The 18,400-nt window shown below is 69.8% G+C and carries 18 protein-coding genes and 1 tRNA gene; 7 read left to right on the forward strand and 12 right to left on the reverse strand.

The annotated features are described in order from the left end of the window. Positions 1-76: 76 nt before the first annotated feature. Positions 77-490, forward strand: a complete 414-nt coding sequence (locus tag AB0A69_RS25145) for a pyridoxamine 5'-phosphate oxidase family protein (RefSeq protein ID WP_361426182.1) — start codon at positions 77-79, stop codon at positions 488-490. Positions 491-596: 106 nt separating this feature from the next. On the opposite strand, the gene AB0A69_RS25150 is transcribed toward AB0A69_RS25145, so the two are convergent. Next, the gene (locus tag AB0A69_RS25150; protein ID WP_073756807.1) at positions 597-914 is read right to left on the reverse strand and encodes a (2Fe-2S)-binding protein; all 318 of its coding nucleotides are present in this window, start codon (positions 912-914) and stop codon (positions 597-599) included. Next, positions 911-1,231 carry a hypothetical protein gene (locus tag AB0A69_RS25155; RefSeq protein WP_361426185.1) on the reverse strand — a complete coding sequence of 107 codons (321 nt, stop codon included), beginning with the start codon at positions 1,229-1,231 and terminating at the stop codon, positions 911-913. Before AB0A69_RS25155 ends, AB0A69_RS25150 begins: the two co-directional genes overlap by 4 nt. 131 nt (positions 1,232-1,362) lie before the next feature. Between AB0A69_RS25155 and AB0A69_RS25160 the strand changes: the two genes are divergently transcribed. Beyond that, positions 1,363-2,343, forward strand: a complete 981-nt coding sequence (locus AB0A69_RS25160) for a helix-turn-helix transcriptional regulator (RefSeq protein WP_361426188.1) — start codon at positions 1,363-1,365, stop codon at positions 2,341-2,343. Positions 2,344-2,376: 33 nt separating this feature from the next. Here the strand turns inward: AB0A69_RS25160 and AB0A69_RS25165 are convergent, their stop codons facing one another. The 5 genes from AB0A69_RS25165 to dnaK all read right to left on the reverse strand — a co-directional run bounded on the left by AB0A69_RS25165 (position 2,377) and on the right by dnaK (position 7,331). Continuing rightward, positions 2,377-2,997, reverse strand: coding sequence for a DUF4232 domain-containing protein (locus tag AB0A69_RS25165; RefSeq protein WP_361426191.1), 621 nt, complete (start codon positions 2,995-2,997; stop codon positions 2,377-2,379). Positions 2,998-3,080: 83 nt separating this feature from the next. Then, on the reverse strand, positions 3,081-3,533 hold the full coding sequence (locus tag AB0A69_RS25170) for a helix-turn-helix domain-containing protein (protein WP_361426194.1): 453 nt from the start codon (positions 3,531-3,533) through the stop codon (positions 3,081-3,083). 1 nt (position 3,534) lies between these two features. Further along, entirely contained in the window at positions 3,535-4,719 is a 1,185-nt protein-coding gene (gene dnaJ, locus AB0A69_RS25175) for a molecular chaperone DnaJ (protein WP_361426197.1), read from the reverse strand. A gap of 30 nt (positions 4,720-4,749) precedes the next feature. Beyond that, the gene (gene grpE, locus AB0A69_RS25180) at positions 4,750-5,487 is read right to left on the reverse strand and encodes a nucleotide exchange factor GrpE (protein ID WP_361426200.1); all 738 of its coding nucleotides are present in this window, start codon (positions 5,485-5,487) and stop codon (positions 4,750-4,752) included. Continuing rightward, positions 5,484-7,331 carry a molecular chaperone DnaK gene (gene dnaK / locus AB0A69_RS25185; protein WP_361426203.1) on the reverse strand — a complete coding sequence of 616 codons (1,848 nt, stop codon included), beginning with the start codon at positions 7,329-7,331 and terminating at the stop codon, positions 5,484-5,486. Before dnaK ends, grpE begins: the two co-directional genes overlap by 4 nt. A gap of 251 nt (positions 7,332-7,582) precedes the next feature. Here dnaK and AB0A69_RS25190 point away from each other — a divergent pair, with 251 nt between their 5' ends. The 3 genes from AB0A69_RS25190 (at position 7,583) to AB0A69_RS25200 (ending at position 11,523) form a co-directional block, all read left to right on the forward strand. Continuing rightward, on the forward strand, positions 7,583-8,128 hold the full coding sequence (locus AB0A69_RS25190) for a sugar transferase (protein ID WP_361426206.1): 546 nt from the start codon (positions 7,583-7,585) through the stop codon (positions 8,126-8,128). 83 nt (positions 8,129-8,211) lie between these two features. Then, positions 8,212-10,473, forward strand: a complete 2,262-nt coding sequence (locus AB0A69_RS25195) for a 4Fe-4S dicluster domain-containing protein (RefSeq protein ID WP_361426209.1) — start codon at positions 8,212-8,214, stop codon at positions 10,471-10,473. Positions 10,474-10,656: 183 nt separating this feature from the next. Further along, entirely contained in the window at positions 10,657-11,523 is an 867-nt protein-coding gene (locus tag AB0A69_RS25200; protein WP_361426212.1) for a Yip1 family protein, read from the forward strand. Between the two features lie 63 nt (positions 11,524-11,586). Here the strand turns inward: AB0A69_RS25200 and AB0A69_RS25205 are convergent, their stop codons facing one another. Beyond that, on the reverse strand, positions 11,587-12,084 hold the full coding sequence (locus tag AB0A69_RS25205) for a phosphoribosyltransferase (RefSeq protein WP_361426215.1): 498 nt from the start codon (positions 12,082-12,084) through the stop codon (positions 11,587-11,589). 2 nt (positions 12,085-12,086) lie between these two features. Next, positions 12,087-12,662, reverse strand: coding sequence for a dCTP deaminase (gene dcd / locus AB0A69_RS25210; protein ID WP_126888692.1), 576 nt, complete (start codon positions 12,660-12,662; stop codon positions 12,087-12,089). A 482-nt stretch (positions 12,663-13,144) separates the two neighbouring features. Here dcd and AB0A69_RS25215 point away from each other — a divergent pair. Together AB0A69_RS25215 and AB0A69_RS25220 are read left to right on the forward strand one after the other, a co-directional pair. Further along, positions 13,145-13,218 (forward strand) — tRNA-Gly (locus tag AB0A69_RS25215). A gap of 314 nt (positions 13,219-13,532) precedes the next feature. Next, positions 13,533-14,720 carry a glycosyltransferase gene (locus tag AB0A69_RS25220; RefSeq protein WP_361426219.1) on the forward strand — a complete coding sequence of 396 codons (1,188 nt, stop codon included), beginning with the start codon at positions 13,533-13,535 and terminating at the stop codon, positions 14,718-14,720. A gap of 68 nt (positions 14,721-14,788) precedes the next feature. Here AB0A69_RS25220 and AB0A69_RS25225 read toward each other — a convergent pair whose 3' ends face one another. The 3 genes from AB0A69_RS25225 to AB0A69_RS25235 all read right to left on the reverse strand — a co-directional run bounded on the left by AB0A69_RS25225 (position 14,789) and on the right by AB0A69_RS25235 (position 18,076). Further along, positions 14,789-15,802, reverse strand: a complete 1,014-nt coding sequence (locus AB0A69_RS25225; protein ID WP_361426363.1) for an HTTM domain-containing protein — start codon at positions 15,800-15,802, stop codon at positions 14,789-14,791. 91 nt (positions 15,803-15,893) lie between these two features. Next, entirely contained in the window at positions 15,894-16,676 is a 783-nt protein-coding gene (locus AB0A69_RS25230; protein ID WP_361426222.1) for a DUF5819 family protein, read from the reverse strand. Between the two features lie 119 nt (positions 16,677-16,795). Next, positions 16,796-18,076, reverse strand: a complete 1,281-nt coding sequence (locus AB0A69_RS25235; protein ID WP_361426225.1) for an ice-binding family protein — start codon at positions 18,074-18,076, stop codon at positions 16,796-16,798. Positions 18,077-18,400: the final 324 nt, after the last annotated feature.

Raw genomic sequence — 18,400 nt, forward strand, 5'->3', positions numbered from 1 at the left:
TCATCCAGCGTACATAAAGTTGAGTCTATTCCACTCAAGCTGGCTCGTGGAACCCGTCCCCGGTAGGTTCCGGCCCATGGCCATAGACCCCCGCAACCCCGGCGACTCGTACCTCGGCTTCTGGCGCGAGTACCACATGTCCACGCTCACCACGCCCCGCCCGGACGGCACACCGCACGTCGTCGCGGTGGGTGTGACGTACGACCCGGAGGGCGGCGAGAAGGGCATCGCCCGGGTGATCACCAACAAGCACAGCCGCAAGGTCGCCAACGTGCTCGCGGCGGGCGCCGACGGGGCGCGGGTGGCGGTGTGCCAGGTCGACAAGGGGCGCTGGGCGACGCTGGAGGGCGTGGCCCGGATCCGTACGGAGCCGGACGTCGTCGCGGACGCGGTCGCCCGGTACGCGGAGCGCTACGGCCGCACGCCCGCGCCCAATCCGGACCGGGTCGTCATCGAGATCGCGCTCACGCGCGCCATGGGCCGGGCCTGACCGGACGTACCCGCACAAAAGCACAGCGGCACCATCGTGTTCAGGTCACGATGGTGCCGCTGTGTGGGGGAAGCACCTGAGCGATTTGCAACGACGGGGGAACCGCTCAGGCGCTGCGGGGGGTGGCGGTGGTGGTCTCCGGCTCGACGAGCTGGTGGTCACGCTGGTCGAGGTTGACGAAAATCATGCCGTAGCGAATGGCGCACCGGACGGGCTGTGGGGCCCCGCGGGGGCGGCGCAGGCAGCGGTAGGCGCGAATGTCCTCGTCGTCGCCCCGCGTGATGACGATCGGCTCACCGAAGAGGGTGACCATCAACGAATCGCCACTGTGCGGCACGGCCGTGACGAGGTCGATGAAATGCCACCCGGAGCGGTAGGCCGACGCCATCTCGCGTCGGAAGCGCGAGTCGTCGGGAACGTTCATGCGCCCGCGGACCCCCAGCCGGGATCATTGACGGCGGCCGGAGCGGCGCCCCAGCCCGGGTCCTGCGCCTCGGCGGCGAGCGGAGCCGTCCCGCCCCAGCCCGGGTCCAGCGCTTCGGTGGCGAGCGGAGCCTTCGCGCCCCAACCGGGGTCCAGGGCTTCAGCGGCGAGCGGAGTCGTCCCACCCCAACCGGGGTCCAGGGCCTCGGCGACGTGCGGAGTCCCCGCGCCCCAGCCGGGGTCGGACACCGCGATTCCCACCCCCGCAGCAGCGAAGAGCGCGACGCCGGCAACGGCGTGTATGAGCTTCTTGGCCATGACCGAGCAACCTCACTTGACGGTAATTCATCCCGCTCCCCCGCAGTTATGACGATGACTCACTCCCCACGCTTTCACCACTGGCTCAATGCATCATGTTCCTGAATCGGAAAAAGCCTGGGGGTGTACATATGCAACCGGATCGGGATGGACACGGACATCCCCATAGTCACTTCGAGCTCTGCGAAACGGGTTCCCAGCTCTACGCGGACGCTCTACGCGCCGGGCGCATCGCGCGTGCCGAGGTCGCGCCGGCCCCGTGTCTCCTCGACCTGGACCTGCTGCGACCGGACCCCGACGACGCGCAGTGGCTGCGGCCCGTGCCGCCGTCCACGGCGCTGGCCCACCTGATACTCCCGATAGAGAAGGAGATACAGGAGCGCAGACGGCTCACCGTCGCCCTCGCCGACGCTTTCGAGCCATTCATGGCCGTCAGCGCCCAGATGCCGTCCACCACCCACGCCATCAGCGTGCTGGAGGGGCTGAAGCGCATCAACGCCAGCCTGGACCGCGCCGTCGCGGACTGCTCGGTGGAGCTGCTGACCGTACAGCCCGGCAGCGGCCGCAGCGCCCACACCTTCGGCGAGGCGCTGCGCCGGGTACGGCCGCTCCTGGGCCGGGGCATCAAGATGCGGACCCTCTACCAGCACACGGCGCGCCACCAGCCCATCACCCTGGCCTACCTGGAGCGCATCGGGCCCGAGGTGGAGGTGCGCACGCTGGAGGAGATCATCGACCGGCTCATCATCGTGGACCGCAAGGTCGCCTTCGTGCCCGCCAGCCGCGACCGCCAAGTCGCCCTGGAGCTGCGCCACCCGGGCCTCGTGGAGTACCTGGTCGGCGTCTTCGAGCAGTTCTGGCTCCAGGCCATCCCCCTGGAGAAGCCCGTCACCTACGAGCCGCATCCCCACGGCATCAGCGGCGTCCAGCGCTCCATCGCCAAACTGCTGGTCGAGGGGCACGTGGACGAGGCGATCTCGCGGCGCCTCGGCATGAACGTACGCACCTGCCGGGCGCACATCGCCAAACTGGCGTCCGCGCTCGGCAGCGGCAGCCGGGCGCAACTCGGCTACCTCATCGCCCAGTCGGGCATCCTGGAGCACGGCGACTGACGGGCGGTCGACCCGTGGCCGGCCGGTGACCGGTCAGCCGGCGGGCCTCGCCCACGCGGTGGTCTCGATCGCGTCGGTGTTGCCGAGGTCCAGCGGGCCGCCGTCGCCCGGCGCGACGGTCTGCGGCGCGACGCCGGGTGCGGGCGTCACCCGCAGGTACGCGCCGTTGGTCGCCACGACGTCCGTACGGGTCACCGTGTTGCGCCACATCACCGACGCCTCGGCCCGCTCACCGGGCCGCAGCACGAACACCGAGGGCCGCGCCCGGGTGTCCAGGTCCGAGCCGAGCCGTACGGTGACGTCGAGCTTCTCCCGCTGCGTGTCGAGGACTTCGAGCGCGGGGTAACCGCTCACCTCGAACGGCTCCGTACCGCAGTTGAGCAGCGTCACCCCCATGCCCCGCACCCCCATGGCGGCGCTCACGATCCCCGCGGAGACCCGTACGCCGGACTCCGGGCACGGGGCGGCCGCCTCGGGCGACGGCGAAGGCGACAGCGGCCGGTCCGGCAGCGGGGCCGGCCGGGGCACCGAGGGCGCCGGAGACGCCGTCGTACGGACCGGCAGGGGTGCCGCACCCTTCTCGTCGTCACAGGCCGGCAGCAGGGCCGCCAGGGCCACCAGGGCCGCCGCCGGAAGGCATCTTCGGGTACGCATCCGGACAGCCTAAAGGCCCCCTCCGTACACCGAAGGGGGCCCTGAGAAAGGCTGTTGCCGCTCGCCTCTGTTACTCGCCTCTGTTACTGCTCGCCGCGCTTGGCGGCCGGACGCCACACCACCAGCGCGCTCGCCTGCTGCACGTCCTGGTACGGCACGAGGTCGCGCCGGTAGGAGGCGTGCACCTGGGCCTCGCGCTGGCGCATCGCCGCCGCCGCACCCTCGACCGCCGCGCTGAGCTCGGCGATCCGGGACTGGAGCGCGGCGACCTGGTTCTCCAGCTCGATGATCCGCTTGATGCCGGCCAGGTTGATGCCCTCGTCCTGCGACAGCTGCTGCACCTGGCGGAGCAGCTCGATGTCGCGGGCGGAGTAGCGCCGGCCACGGCCCGCCGTACGGTCCGGCGAGACCAGCCCGAGCCGGTCGTACTGCCGCAGCGTCTGCGGGTGCAACCCGCTCAGCTGGGCCGCCACCGAGATGACGTAGACCGGGGTGTCATCGGTCAGCTCGTACGGATTGCGTCGACGTCCGTCCATCTCAAGCCCCCTTCGCGGCCTGGAACAGCTCAGCTCGCGGATCCTCACCCGCCATCGCCTGACGGTACGTCTCCAGGGCCTCGCGCGCCTTGTCGTTGAGGTCCTTGGGCACCGCCACCTCGACGGTGACGAGCAGGTCCCCGCGCGTACCGTCCTTGCGCACCGCGCCCTTGCCCCGGGCGCGCATCGTACGGCCGTTCGGCGTACCGGCCGGGATCTTCAGCGTGACCGGCGGCCCGCCGAGGGTCGGGACCTTGATCTCGCCGCCGAGCGCCGCCTCGTCGTACGAGACCGGCACCGTGACGGTGAGGTTGTCGCCCTTGCGGCCGAAGACCGGGTGGGCGTCCACGTGCACCGCCACGTACAGGTCGCCGGCCGGGCCGCCCCGCTCGCCGGGCGCGCCCTTGCCGCGCAGCCGGATCCGCTGCCCGTCGGCGACGCCCGCCGGGATGCGGACCTGCATGGTGCGCGAGGACTTGGCGCGGCCGCTGCCGTGGCAGACCTCACAGGGGCTCTCCGCGATCAGGCCGCGGCCCTTGCAGTCCCGGCAGGGGTCGGTGAGCGAGAAGCCGCCGCCCGTGCCGCGCGACACCTGGCCGGTGCCGACGCAGGTGGGGCAGACGCGCGGGGTGCCGTTCTTGTCGCCCGTGCCGGAGCACGCCTTGCAGGGCTGCTGGCTGGACATCCGCAGCGGGACCGTGGCCCCCTCCACCGCCTCGGTGAAGCTGAGCGTCACCTCGGTCTCGATGTCCTGGCCCCGGCGCGGCTGCGTCCGCGCGCCGGCGCCGGGCCGGCCGCCGCCGCCGAACAACCCGCCGAAGACGTCCCCGAGCCCGCCGCCGAAGCCGCCGGCACCGCCGCCCCCGCCCTGGGCGCCGCCGAAGAGGTCGCCCAGGTCGAAGTTGAAGGTGCCGCCGGCGCCGCCGGGGCCGGGCCGGAAGCCGCCGTTGCCGAAGAGGGCGCGTGCCTCGTCGTACTCCTTGCGCTTCTTGGGGTCGCCGAGGACGTCGTTCGCCTCGGAGATCTCCTTGAAGCGGGCCTCGGCGGCGGCGTCGCCCTTGTTGGCGTCCGGGTGGAACTCGCGGGCGAGCTTCCGGTACGCCTTCTTGATCTCCGCCTCGGTGGCGTCCTTGGGGACGCCGAGAACCTTGTAGTAGTCCTTCTCGACGAAGTCCTTCGTGCTCATCGACGTCCCTCCTCTCGGACGATCATGGCGTCAGCCCTCCTCGGGGCCACCGCTCTCCTCGTCGGCGGACTTGTTCTCCTGCGCGGACTCCGGGCCGGACCCCTTGGCGGCGTCCTTGTCGGCGTCCTTGGCCGCGTCGGCCTCCTTGGGCGCCGCGCCCGGCTGGGGCTCGGCGACCGCGACGCGCGCGGGCCGGATGGTCCGCTCGCCGATCCGATACCCGGGCTGCAGGATCGCGACGCAGGTCGTCTCGGTGACGTCCGGCGCGTACGAGTGCATGAGCGCCTCGTGGATCGTCGGGTCGAAGGGCTCGCCCTCCTTGCCGAACTGCTGCAGGCCCATCTTGGCGGCGACCGTCTCCAGCGATTCGGCCACCGACTTGAAGCCGCCCACCAGCTCGCCGTGCTCACGGGCGCGGCCGATGTCGTCCAGCACGGGCAGGAGCTCGGTCAGGAGGCTCGCGACGGCGATCTCCTTGACCGCGACCCGGTCGCGCTCGACGCGGCGGCGGTAGTTCTGGTACTCGGCCTGCAGCCGCTGGAGGTCCGCGGTGCGCTCGCCGAGCGCGGTGCGGGCCTGGTCCAGCTGGGCCGTCAGGCCGGCGACCTGTGCGTGTGCGTCCCCGGCCGGGGCCGCCGGGCCCTCGTCCGCGGGGCTCGTGGAGCCCGCGGCGGACGTGGCCTCGGCGGCTTCGGCGGCGTCGTCGGGAGTGGCGGCGCCAGAGGGGACGTCGGGCTTCTCCTCGAAGCCCGGGGTCTCCTCCGTCATGCGGCCCCCTTCGGCTTCTCGTCGTCGACGATCTCGGCGTCGACCACGTCGTCGTCGGCACCCTGGGCGGCGCCCGGAGCCTCACCGGCACCGGCGGCCCCGCCCGCGGCCTGGGCGTCGGCGTACATGGCCTGGCCGAGCTTCTGGGAGACGGCCGCGACCTTCTCGGTGGCGGTGCGGATCTCCGCGGTGTCCTCGCCCTTCAGCTTCTCCTTGAGCTCTTCGAGCGCGGACTCGACCTCGGTCTTCACCTCGCCCGGGACCTTGTCCTCGTTGTCCTTGAGGAACTTCTCGGTCTGGTAGACGAGCTGCTCGCCCTGGTTGCGGGTCTCGGCGGCCTCGCGGCGGCGGTGGTCCTCCTCCGCGTACTGCTCGGCCTCCTGGCGCATCCGGTCGACCTCGTCCTTCGGCAGCGAGGAGCCGCCGGTGACGGTCATCTTCTGCTCCTTGCCCGTGCCCAGGTCCTTGGCGGTCACGTGCATGATGCCGTTGGCGTCGATGTCGAAGGAGACCTCGATCTGCGGGACGCCGCGCGGGGCCGGCGGCAGGCCCGTCAGCTCGAACATGCCGAGCTTCTTGTTGTACGCCGCGATCTCGCGCTCGCCCTGGTAGACCTGGATCTGTACCGACGGCTGGTTGTCCTCGGCCGTGGTGAAGATCTCCGAGCGCTTGGTCGGGATCGTGGTGTTGCGCTCGATCAGCTTGGTCATGATGCCGCCCTTGGTCTCGATACCGAGGGACAGCGGGGTGACGTCGAGCAGCAGGACGTCCTTGACCTCGCCCTTGAGGACACCGGCCTGGAGCGAGGCGCCGATGGCGACGACCTCGTCCGGGTTCACACCCTTGTTGGCCTCCTTGCCGCCGGTCAGCTCCTTGACGAGCTCGGCGACGGCCGGCATACGGGTGGAGCCACCGACGAGGACGACGTGGTCGATCTCGGACAGCGCGATGCCCGCGTCCTTGATGACGTTGTGGAACGGAACCTTGCAGCGCTCCAGCAGGTCCGCGGTCAGCTGCTGGAACTGGGCGCGCGTGAGCTTCTCGTCCAGGTGCAGCGGGCCCTCGGCGGACGCCGTGATGTAGGGCAGGTTGATCGAGGTCTCGGTGGACGAGGACAGCTCGATCTTGGCCTTCTCGGCGGCCTCGCGGAGGCGCTGGAGGGCCATCTTGTCCTTGGACAGGTCCACGCCGTGGCCGGACTGGAACTGCTTGACCAGGTAGTCGACGACGCGCTGGTCCCAGTCGTCACCACCGAGGTGGTTGTCGCCGTTCGTGGCCTTCACCTCGACGACGCCGTCGCCGATCTCCAGCAGCGAGACGTCGAAGGTGCCGCCACCGAGGTCGAAGACGAGGATCGTCTGGTCGTCCTTGTCGAGGCCGTACGCGAGGGCCGCGGCCGTCGGCTCGTTGACGATGCGCAGGACGTTGAGGCCCGCGATCTCACCGGCCTCCTTGGTGGCCTGGCGCTCGGAGTCGTTGAAGTACGCCGGGACGGTGATGACCGCGTCCGTGACCTTCTCGCCCAGGTAGGCCTCGGCGTCCCGCTTCAGCTTCTGCAGGATGAACGCGGAGATCTGCTGCGGGTTGAAGTTCTTCCCGTCGAGCTCGATCTTCCAGTCGGTGCCCATGTGACGCTTGACGGACCGGATGGTCCGGTCGACGTTCGTGACCGCCTGACGCTTGGCCACCTCGCCGACGAGCACCTCGCCGTTCTTGGCAAAGGCGACGACGGACGGCGTGGTCCTGGCGCCCTCGGCGTTGGTGATGACGGTGGGCTCGCCGCCTTCCAGAACGCTGACGACGGAGTTAGTCGTGCCCAGGTCGATGCCGACCGCACGTGCCATTTCGATTCCTCCAGCTGACTTGAGTGGAACAGGCTCAAGGATGCATGACCGGCCGGACCGAGTCAACAGACCTGAGTCACGGCGGCTCAACTTTTATCGAGGGCTTATGCGCAAGCACCGCGCGTGACCGACACCCCGACCCGCCGCATACCGGCATGCTCTACCCAGGCCATACCGGACCATGCGATTGTTCAGGGAAGGTGACAAAAGCCGCGCAAGCCGCGCTTTCCTGGAACGGTCGGGTGCCCGCCATGCGACGACCCCTGCATCCCCCACGCCTCCCGGACCCGGGCCCCAAGCGCCTGCTGGACCTGGCTCTCGGCTCCGCCCTGCTGGCCCTGGCGGCACCCCTGCTCGCCGCCGCCGCCCTCGCCGTCGCCGTACGAAGACCCGTCGGCGGCCTCGTCGTACGCGAGACGAGAACGGGTCTGGCGGGCCGCCCCTTCACCCTGCGCCACCTGGCCACGCGCCACCGCCGCCTGCGCCTGCTGTCCCAGCTGCCCCACGTCCTGCGCGGCGACCTGTCCCTCGTCGGCCCCGAACCCCTCCCGCCCGGCGCCCCCGGCGCGGCCGCCGCCTGGCGGCAGAGCGTCCGCCCCGGCCTCACCGGCCTCGCCCAGCTGCGGCGGCGGCAGCGCTCGGCGCTCCCCTGGGACGAGCCGCTCCTGCTCGACCAGCACTACGTCGAGCACCACTGGCTCGGACTGGACCTGGCGCTGCTGCTGCGGGCCCTCGCGCCCAGGGGGCGGGCGAGCGACGCAGATCACCGCGTGCGCGGCTACAGTGCGGCGGAATAAGTGGGTACGCTCAGCTCGAACTGAATAAGTTACCGCTTAGTAGTACCTAAGTTCTCCCACCCTCGCAGGCCCGAGGAGCCCCCATGCAACTCGCCGCGATCATCGTGTCGCTGACCCTCATCGTGGTCGGCGTCGCCTTGTTCGGCCGCGCCATCCTGCAGATCTTCCGCTTCGTGATGCTCGGCCAGCCCGTACCCGCCGGGACCCGGACCAACGACCCCGTGCTGCGCACCATCACGCTGGTCCGCGAGTTCCTCGGCCACACCCGGATGAACCGCTGGGGCATCGTCGGCATCGCGCACTGGGGGGTGGCGGTCGGCTTCTTCGGCCTGCTCCTGACCATCGCCAACGCCATCGGCCAGCTGTTCCAGGCCGACTGGCTGCTCCCGGTGATCGGCGACTGGCTGCCGTGGGAGCTCTGGGTCGAGACGCTCGGCACCTTCACGGTCGTGGGCATCGTGGTCCTGATCGCCATCCGCCAGCTGAGCAAGGCGACCAGGCCGGGACGCAAGTCCCGCTTCGCCGGCTCCATCACCTGGCAGGCGTACTTCGTCGAGGCCGTCATCCTCGTCGTCGGCCTCTCGATCATGACGCTGCGCGGCCTGGAAGGCGCCCTGCACCACGTCGAGCACTACGAGGCCGGGTACTGGGCCTCGTACCCCCTGGTCCTGGCCTTCAAGGGGCTGAGCGTCTCGACGCTGCAGAACCTCACGTACCTCGTGGCCATGATCAAGATCGCGACCTCGTTCATCTGGATGATCACGATCTCGCTCAACACCAACATGGGTGTGGCCTGGCACCGCTTCCTCGGCTTCCCCAACATCTGGTTCAAGCGGAACGCCGACGGCTCCACCGCCCTCGGCGCGCTCCTGCCGATGACGTCCGGCGGCAAGGAGATCAACTTCGAGGACCCGGGCGAGGACGACGTCTACGGCGTCTCCCAGGTCGAGCACTTCTCCTGGAAGGGCATCCTCGACTTCTCCACCTGCACCGAGTGCGGCCGCTGCCAGTCGCAGTGCCCCGCGTGGAACACGGGCAAGCCCCTCTCCCCCAAGCTCCTCATCATGTCGCTGCGCGACCACGCGCACGCCAAGGCGCCGTACCTGCTGGCCGGCGGCGGCAAGACGATGGAGGGCGAGGAGAAGGCCTCCGCGGAGCAGCTCAAGGACGTCCCGGCCGCCGCGCTGGCCGAGGCCGAGCGCCCGCTGATCGGCACGCTGGAGGAGAACGGCGTCATCGACCCGGACGTGCTGTGGTCCTGCACCACCTGCGGCGCGTGCGTGGAGCAGTGCCCGGTCGACATCGAGCACATCGACCACATCGTCGACATGCGCCGCTACCAGGTGATGATCGAGTCCGCCTTCCCGAGCGAGGCCGGCACGATGCTCAAGAACCTGGAGAAGAAGGGCAACCCCTGGGGTCTCGCCAAGAAGCAGCGCGTCGAGTGGACCAAGGAGGTCGACTTCGAGGTCCCGATCGTCGGCAAGGACGTCGAGGACCTCTCCGAGGTCGACTACCTCTACTGGGTCGGCTGCGCCGGCGCCCTGGAGGACCGCGCCAAGAAGACCACCAAGGCCTTCGCGGAGCTGCTGCACATCGCGGGCGTGAAGTTCGCGATCATGGGCGGCGACGAGAAGTGCACCGGTGACTCCGCCCGCCGCCTGGGCAACGAGCCGCTGTTCCAGCAGCTCGGCCAGGAGAACGTGGCGATGCTGAACATGGCGTTCGGCGAGGACGAGGACGAGCCTTCGACGAAGAAGCCCAAGGCGTCGAAGAAGATCGTCGCGACCTGCCCGCACTGCTTCAACACGATCGCGAACGAGTACCCGCAGCTGGGCGGCGAGTTCGAGGTCATCCACCACACGCAGCTGCTCCAGCACCTCATCGACGAGGGCAGGCTGCTCCCGGTGACGCCGGTCGACGGTCTGATCACCTACCACGACCCGTGCTACCTGGGCCGCCACAACAAGGTCTACACGCCGCCGCGCGAGATCATGTCGGCCGTCCCGGGCCTGCGCCAGCAGGAGATGCACCGCCACAAGGAGCGGGGCTTCTGCTGCGGCGCCGGCGGCGCGCGGATGTGGATGGAGGAGCGGATCGGCAAGCGCATCAACACCGAGCGCGTCGACGAGGCGCTGTCCCTCAACCCGGACATCGTCTCCACCGCCTGCCCCTTCTGCCTCGTGATGCTCACGGACTCCGTGAACGGCAAGAAGAACGACGGCAAGGCCAAGGAGTCCCTCCAGGTGGTGGACGTGGCCCAGCTGCTGCTGGACTCCGTCAAGAAGCCCGTGGAGGACACGGAGGAGCCGGCGGCCGACCCCGAGCCGGAGCCGGTGAAGTAAGAAGTACGTGGGGAACGGCCGGGACCGCCTTCGGGCGGGCCCGGCCGTTCGCGTTTCCGGGTCCCCGAAGGGCCCCTGAGGGCTCTCGGGGACCCCTTAGGGGATGTCACAGCTCCGCAGCAAAGGCGCCTTTCGACCCCACCCCGGACGCCGGAACCGACGGGACCGGGTACGTTCAGTGACGTGGCTGGATTCAGGATCGGACGCGGCCGGGACAACCGCACCCCGCAACAACACCCGCAGGCGCCGCAGCAGGCGCCGTACGGCAGCGCGCCGCCGCCCCCGTACGGGCAGCAGCAGGCGCCGCAGCCGTACGGGGAGCCGGAGTACTTCGGCGACCCCTACGCGCAGCAGGCGGCGCCCGTCGCCCCGCACGACCCGTACGCGGCCAACCAACCGGGCCACACGCGCGCCTTCAGCATCCACGACGCCGAGTACGCGCAGTACGGCGACTACGGCGACGGCGCCACGTACCAGGCGGGAGCGGCCCCCGCCGCCGCGCCCGCGGGCCCGCGCCTGCCGTGGAAGCAGCTGCTCAGCGGCATCGTGATGCGCCCGGGACCAACGTTCCTGCAGATGCGCGACCACGCCGTCTGGGTCCCGGCCCTCATCGTCACGTTCGTCTACGGCCTGCTGGCGCTCTTCGGCTTCGACCAGGCGCGCGAGGAGGCGATCAACGCGACGCTGTCGACGGCGATCCCGTCCGTCCTGGTGACCGGCGTCATCTTCGTCATCGGCGGCCTGATCCTGGGCGCCGTGACGCACACCCTGGCGCGCCAGCTGGGCGGAGACGGGGCCTGGCAGCCGACGATCGGCCTCTCCATGCTGATCATGTCGATGACGGACGCGCCCCGGCTGCTGTTCGCGATGTTCCTGGGCGGCGAGAACGCCCTGGTCCAGGTCATCGGCTGGCTGTCCTGGCTGGCGGCGGGCGCGCTGTTCACCTCGATGGTCCGCACGTCGCACGACCTGCCGTGGCCGAAGGCGCTGGGCGCGTCGGCGATCCAGCTGGTGGCGCTGCTGTCGCTGCTGAAGCTGGGCACGTTCTGACGTACGTCCGTCCGCCTACGCGAAAGGCCCCCGCCGCGGCGGGGGCCTTTTCGATGTCGGGCGTCAGGCGTCGAGGACCTGGCCGGACCGGCGTACGACCGGCTTCTCCACGCTCCAGGGGAAGTTGATCCAGTCGTCCGTGCGCTTCCAGACGTACTCGCACTTCACGAGGGAGTGCGACTTCTCGTAGATCACGGCACTGCGGACCTCGGCGACCGTGCCGAGGCAGAAGTCGTGCACCAGCTTCAGGGTCTTGCCGGTGTCGGCGACGTCGTCGGCGATGAGCACCTTCTTGTCGCTGAAGTCGATGGCATTGGGGACCGGAGCGAGCATAACGGGCATTTCAAGCGTTGTGCCCACACCGGTATAAAATTCCACGTTGACCAGGTGGATGTTCTTGCAGTCCAGGGCGTACGCCAGACCGCCGGCGACGAAGACCCCGCCGCGGGCGATGGAGAGCACGATGTCGGGCTCGTACCCGTCGTCGGCGATGGTCTGCGCGAGCTCGCGGATCGCGGTCCCGAACTTCTCGTAGGTCAGGTTCTCCCGTACGTCACTCATGCTCACACCTGCGTCCGATGGAAGTTCTGGAAGGACCGCGAGGCGGTCGGCCCCCGCTGCCCCTGGTAGCGCGATCCGTAGCGCTCGCTGCCGTACGGGAACTCCGCCGGCGAGCTCAGCCGGAACATGCACAGCTGCCCGATCTTCATGCCCGGCCACAGCTTGATCGGCAGGGTGGCGAGGTTGGACAGCTCGAGGGTGACGTGCCCCGAGAACCCGGGGTCGATGAACCCGGCCGTCGAGTGCGTCACCAGACCCAGCCGCCCGAGGCTCGACTTCCCCTCCAGCCGCGACGCGATGTCGTCGGGCAGGCTGATCACCTCGTACGTCGACGCCAGCACGAACTCGCCGGGGTGGAGGATGAACGCCTCGTCCCCCTCGGGCTCGACCAGCCGCGTCAGGTCCGCCTGCTCGACCGCGGGGTCGATGTGCGGGTAGCGGTGGTTCTCGAACACCCGGAAGTAGCGGTCCAGCCGCACGTCGATGCTCGAGGGCTGCACCATGGAGTCGTCGTACGGGTCGATGCGCACCCGCCCGGCGTCGATCTCGGCCCGGATGTCCTTGTCTGAGAGAAGCACTCCCCGAGGATACGCAGAGCGCGCGGGCCCGCCCCAATCGGACGGACCCCGCGCGCCACCCGTCACCTGCTCACTCGCCTTCTAGCGCCGCTCGAGCACCACCGGCACGGCATGCCGCAACCGCGCACACCGCGGACACCGGATGAGCCGCCCGGGCCCGATCCGCCCGGCACCGAGCTGCTGCATCGGGAACGAAGCGGTGCTGAACACGTGCCCCTCGGCACAGCGGACGACGGTGCGCTCCATGGAGTCCATCAAGTCCCTTCCCCAACCAATGCGTGGACGAGAAAGCCACATTAGGGGATCAACAGGACACCACTCCAGGCGGCACTCCGTACCCCCACCGTACGCCCCAACTCGGCGCGCCCGCACACCGATCCACCGCGCCACGCAGCACGAAGACCCCGCGGCGTAATACACCGGGGGCCTTCGATGAGGTACAGTGAGCGACGATGCGAGACCGGTCCTCCGGTCCGTGTTACGCGGGTGTAGTTTAATGGTAGAACATGAGCTTCCCAAGCTCAGAGCGCGGGTTCGATTCCCGTCACCCGCTCCACGCGAAGGCCCTGGTCAGAGACCAGGGCCTTGTTTGTTGTCCAGCCAGGTCTGCCTTGTGGTCGCAGTCTGCAGGGCCGGCACGACCGTCTTCCATCTCCGCGAGAGCCGCACCAGGGAGCGTCAGCCTGGGGGTGCGCAACGATCTGAGCACCCACCTCTTTCCATGATCAACCTATAGAGCGCCGGGGGGCTTGCGGCAAGACCCCGGTGGTGCCGCAGAATCGCCGGCCTAAGCCGGAAACACGAGGCCACGGGGGTTGCGACGTGCGTGTGTTGTTGTCGACGTATGGGGCGCGCGGGAGCGTCGGGCCGATGGTGGGGCTCGCGGTGGGGCTGCGGGAGCTGGGCGTGGAGGTCCGGGTGTGTGCGCCGCCGGACGAGGAGTCCGCCGAGCTGTTCGCAGGGGCCGGGGTGCCGCTGGTGCCGGTTGGCGCACCGGTGCGCCCGCTGGTGACCACGGTGGTCCCGGGGTCGGCGGCGGGTCTGGCGCAGCGTATGGCCGCTTTGATGGACGCGCAGTTCGGCACGATGGCCAGGGTGGCGGAGGGATGTGACGCGCTGGTGGCGACCGGGCCGCTGCCGGTCACCTCCGCCGCGCGGTCGGTCGCCGAGAAGCTCGGCATGCGCTACGTGCACGCGAGTCACACGCCGGTCAGCCTGCCGTCGCCGCACCAGCCGCCGCCCGCCCGGCGAGGCCGGCCGTTGCCGCCGGGGGTGAGCGACAACCTGGAGCTGTGGGAGGTGGACGCCCGGAACGCGAACGAGATGTTCGGTGAGGCCCTCAACTCCCGTCGCACGGCCGTCGGCCTGCCGGGGGTGGACAACGTCCGTGACTACGCCTTCACCGATAGCCCGTGGTTGGCCACGGACCCGGTACTGAGCCCGTGGCGGTCGACGAAGCTCGGCGTGGTGCAGACCGGTGCGTGGCTGGGCGCGGACGAACGCCCGCTCCCATCCGATCTGGTGGCGTTCCCGAAGGCCGGGACGGCGCCTGTGTACGTGGGCTTCGGCAGCACGCCCCTGGGCGCTGCGAAGGGCGTCGCCCGGGCGGCCGTCGAGGCGATCCGGGCGCAGGGCTGCCGCGTGATCGTCTCCCGCGGCTGGGCCGGGCTCGGCCCGGTCGACGACCAGGACGACTGCTTCGCTGTCGGCGAAGTCAACCAGCAGGCACTGTTCCGCCGGGTGGCCGCAGTCCTGCACCACGGCGGCGCGGGCACCACGACCACCGCCGCGCAGGCCGGTGTGCCCCAGGTGGTGGTACCCCAGGGCGCGGACCAGCCCTACTGGGCCGGCCGAGTGGCCGAGCTGGGCATCGGCGCCGCACACGACGGTCCGGCTCCGACCACCGAGTCCCTGTCGGCCGCGCTCCAGGCGGCCCTGGCCCCCCAGACCCGCGCCCGCGCGATCGCCGTGGCCGACACGGTCCGTACCGATGGGGCGACGGTCGCCGCGCGGCTGCTGCTCGACGCCGTCGGCTCGTCAGCCCCGATCCGGCGGTGACGGTCGCCGACGCGGCCCGAGGCTTTGTCGTTGTCCGGACCAGGTCAGGGCCGCCGGGCTCAACGCCCTCAAGCCACCGGTCCGGGCTGTGCTGGTACGAGTCTCGGTTCCGGACCGAGGGCACCCGTACGGCGGAACGCACGTCGGCACCGTGCCCCTAGAGCGCGGTAGAAGCGGTCCGGAAGGAAAACCGCGTCGGCGACGATCATCGCGGCGGAGAAGAGCGGCAGACCCATGAGCACCGCGATACCCACGTGCATGGTCGACAGCATGCCGAGGACCGGGTACTTGAGCCTGCCGAAGAGGACGAAGGGGAAACCGACCTGCAACAGCACCGTCAGGTAGCAGGCGACCGCGATCAGGAGCACGTGGTCGTCGGCCATCCGGGACAGCGCGGGCCAGGGCTGGAACAGGTGGAGATTCAGGGCGTAGTGGAGGGCGGTCCCGTTGCCCCAGGTACCGCCCTGCACTTTGTACAGGCCCGCCGATCCGTAGAGGAAGCAGACCTGGGCGGCGATGACGAACATCCCGCAGTTGTGCAGGACGGTGACCACGCTCGGACGAGCGTCGCCGAGTCGGCGCCGGAGCTCCGGCCGCGCGCCCGAACGGAGCCGGGCTCTGCGGGCATCGAGGGACCAGCGCCGGCCGCAGGCGGTGAAGGCGAGATAGACGGCCATGAGGAGGATCAGATTGTCCCCGCCGTCCGTCATGAAGATCGCCCTGGCGTGGAATGACGCCACCACGATGGCGAACAGCACGGACACCACTCTGGTACGCCAACCGAGCATGAACAGCGCGGCCGTGACGACGGCCGCCGCGTAACAGATCTCGAAGTACGCGCGGCTGTCGGACAGGGTGAGGATGCTGACCCAGCCCGTCTGGTCGAAGAGCTGCCTCGCCAGCGTGGGAGTCCACGGTGAGCCGGGACCCCAGATCTCGTCACGGTGCGGGAACTCGCGCAGCAGGAAGACGAGATAGAGCAAGCCGTAGCCGATGCGCAGTACCGCCGCCGCGTACAGGGAGACCGGCCGCTCGATCAGGAGGGTGAAGAACGCGGCGAGACGGTCGAGCGTCCACTGCATCGCCGTGCGTCCGCCCGCTCGTTCGGTGTCGCACGTCGACGGCGCGGGCGTCTTCGTCGTGACCGGTGTCCGGACCGGGATCGCGGTCGGCTCAGTCGGTGCCATTGGGGGCCACCTTCCACCACGGCAGGTAACGGGTGTCCACGGGTGTGGGCGCGCCTGCGGCCGGACGGCTGCTCCCAGCCGGACCGGGAGCGCCGACGGGCAGCGTGACGACCCGCAGTTGGATGGAGTCGAAGGAACCGCCGCGCCGGTCGGCGACGCGATCCGCCGCGATGTTGCGGAGGTACCGCTGGATCATCACAGCCCGCTCCGACCGCGGCTGGTCATCGCCGCCGAGCGTTTCGAGGTACGAGCTCCAGGCCCGGCGCAGCATGTTCTGCGTCGTATGGCTCGGGAAGGGATTGTGCTCGATCGCTGAACGGTCCACGCCGCTCAGATCGAACCAGCCGCTCACCTGCGTGGTGCCGTCCGGGGCGGTCCGCATGGTCCTCGCCGAGATCTGCCGATTGACCGATTCCGGGTCCGGGGCGAACAGTCGCCAGTTCTGCTCGAAGACGGGATACACCCACGCGTTGATCTGCTTGCCGTACCGCTGCGAGATGGCATTCGCAGGCGCCACGTGGAGAAAGATCAGGACCACGTGAATGAGCGTTGCCGCCAGGCAAAGGACTACGGCGGCTCCGGTGACCGCTTTCAGCGAGCGGCGGGGAGGCCCTGAACCACCATGGGAAGCAGGGGGAACACCGCTGCGACCGCTCTCGGCCGGACCGGCGCCGGAGGACTCCTCCGACTCCGATTCCTGTTCCTTCACTTCCGCTTGGTCTACACCGCCCAGCACAGCCTTATCCGGCCTTCCCATCCCGCTGTTCATTCCCACCTCTTCCGGGTCCGGGCGTGGTGCGCGATGGAGTCGATCGACCGTCCACCGCGCACCACGCTTCTCACTTGCGTCGCGGGCGACTGGTTCTGCTCTCAGCCCGCCGCAAGGAGCTACCGGCTCGGGTGACCGCCGTGCTCGGGCTTGCTGTCACCGGGCTTGCTGTCACCGGGCTTGCTGTCACCGGGCTTGCCGGGCTTTTCGTCACCCGGCTTACCCGGCTTGCCGGGTTTGCCGTCACCGGGCTTGCCCGGCTTGCCGTCACCCGGCTTGCCCGGCTTACCGGGCTTACCGGGCTTGCCGGGCTTGTGCGGCGGCTTTTGGCCCCCGCCGCCCGTGACGCCGCCGTGAACGCCACCGATCGTCGCGCCCGTAGTGCCACCCGTGGTGCCCGCGATGAGGCCACCCGTCGTCACTCCACCGAGCACTCCGCCCACAGCGCCACCGGTGGTACCGCCCGTCGTCACGCCGCCGAGCACTCCGCCGACGCCGCCGTTGGTACCGCCGGTCGCGGTGCCGCCATTCGTCCCTCCGGTGGTGCCGGCGATCACGCCGCCCGTGGCCCCGCCGTTGGTACCGCCGGTCGTGGTGCCGCCATTCGTCCCTCCGGTGGTGCCGGCGATCACGCCGCCCGTGGTCCCGCCATTGGTGCCCGCGTCGCACTCCGGCCGGGTGATCGTGTTGGTGTCCAGCGTCACGGACCCGTTACGGGCCAGTGCCCGGCCGTCGATGTCCGCGTCCGTGGTGGCGCTGATCGACGTCATGGCCATGATGGTGCCCACAAAATCGGTGTCGGTGCCGAGAGTGGCGGAACTGCCGATCTGCCAGAACACATTGCACGGCGAGGCACCGTTGATGAGGCTCACGTTGCTACCGGAAGCCGTGGTCAGGGCCGAGCCGACCTGGAACACCCAGACGGAGGCGGGGTTGTTCTGCCCGTCCAGGGTGAGGGTGCCCGTGAGACCGAGGGTGGACGAGGCCGTGTAGACACCGGGGACCAGGGTCAGGCCGCCCGCGTCGGGAGGAAGTGCGGCGTCCGAGGCCTGTCCGGCCGCATTGTTGTACGCCGCGACAAGGTCGCTCTTGGCCTGGGCGGCCACCGCGTCCGCAGCGTGGATCGTGCCGTTCACCACTCCTGGCGGGAAGCCGGAAATGGCCGTACCCGGGTGCACGCCGACATCTCCGGTAATGACCGTAGGTCCGGTGTTGGTGACCGATTCACCGGCCAGAACCGCGAAGCTTTCGGCGGTGCCCAGAGGTACGGGCTGGGCAATCGCGTTTGCCCGCGTCGGCGTCACCGCCACGACAACAGCGGCAACCACCACAGCGAGTACCGCTGCCAACCAGGCCGATGTCCGGCGCCATTGAGGCGCGTCAAAGGTATTCAGCGTCATCGAGAAGCCAGCTCCTGAGGGATGGTGGCGAGAGATCAGCGAATCCGGATGTCCGGAATCACCCATTTCTGTCGGCTGGCATATTACGCAGACAACTTCCCATGGTTACGATCCATCGGGGTGTTTCCACCGGGTCAACCATATGCATCATGGAATATATGAATAATCGGCTCGACGGTCAGAGCCACTCGCACAGAGCTCGCCGCGCAAGCGGAGTGCGACGCGACGCAGAGAGGCGCAGTGACGTGAGGTCGGTCGCCGTCATTCGCGCGCCGTTGGATGCCCGGCGGCACCGGCCGATCGCAGCGCCTGTTGTCTTGGCCG

The sequence above is a fragment of the Streptomyces sp. NPDC045431 genome, from assembly GCF_040646655.1.
GTDB lineage: Bacteria > Actinomycetota > Actinomycetes > Streptomycetales > Streptomycetaceae > Streptomyces.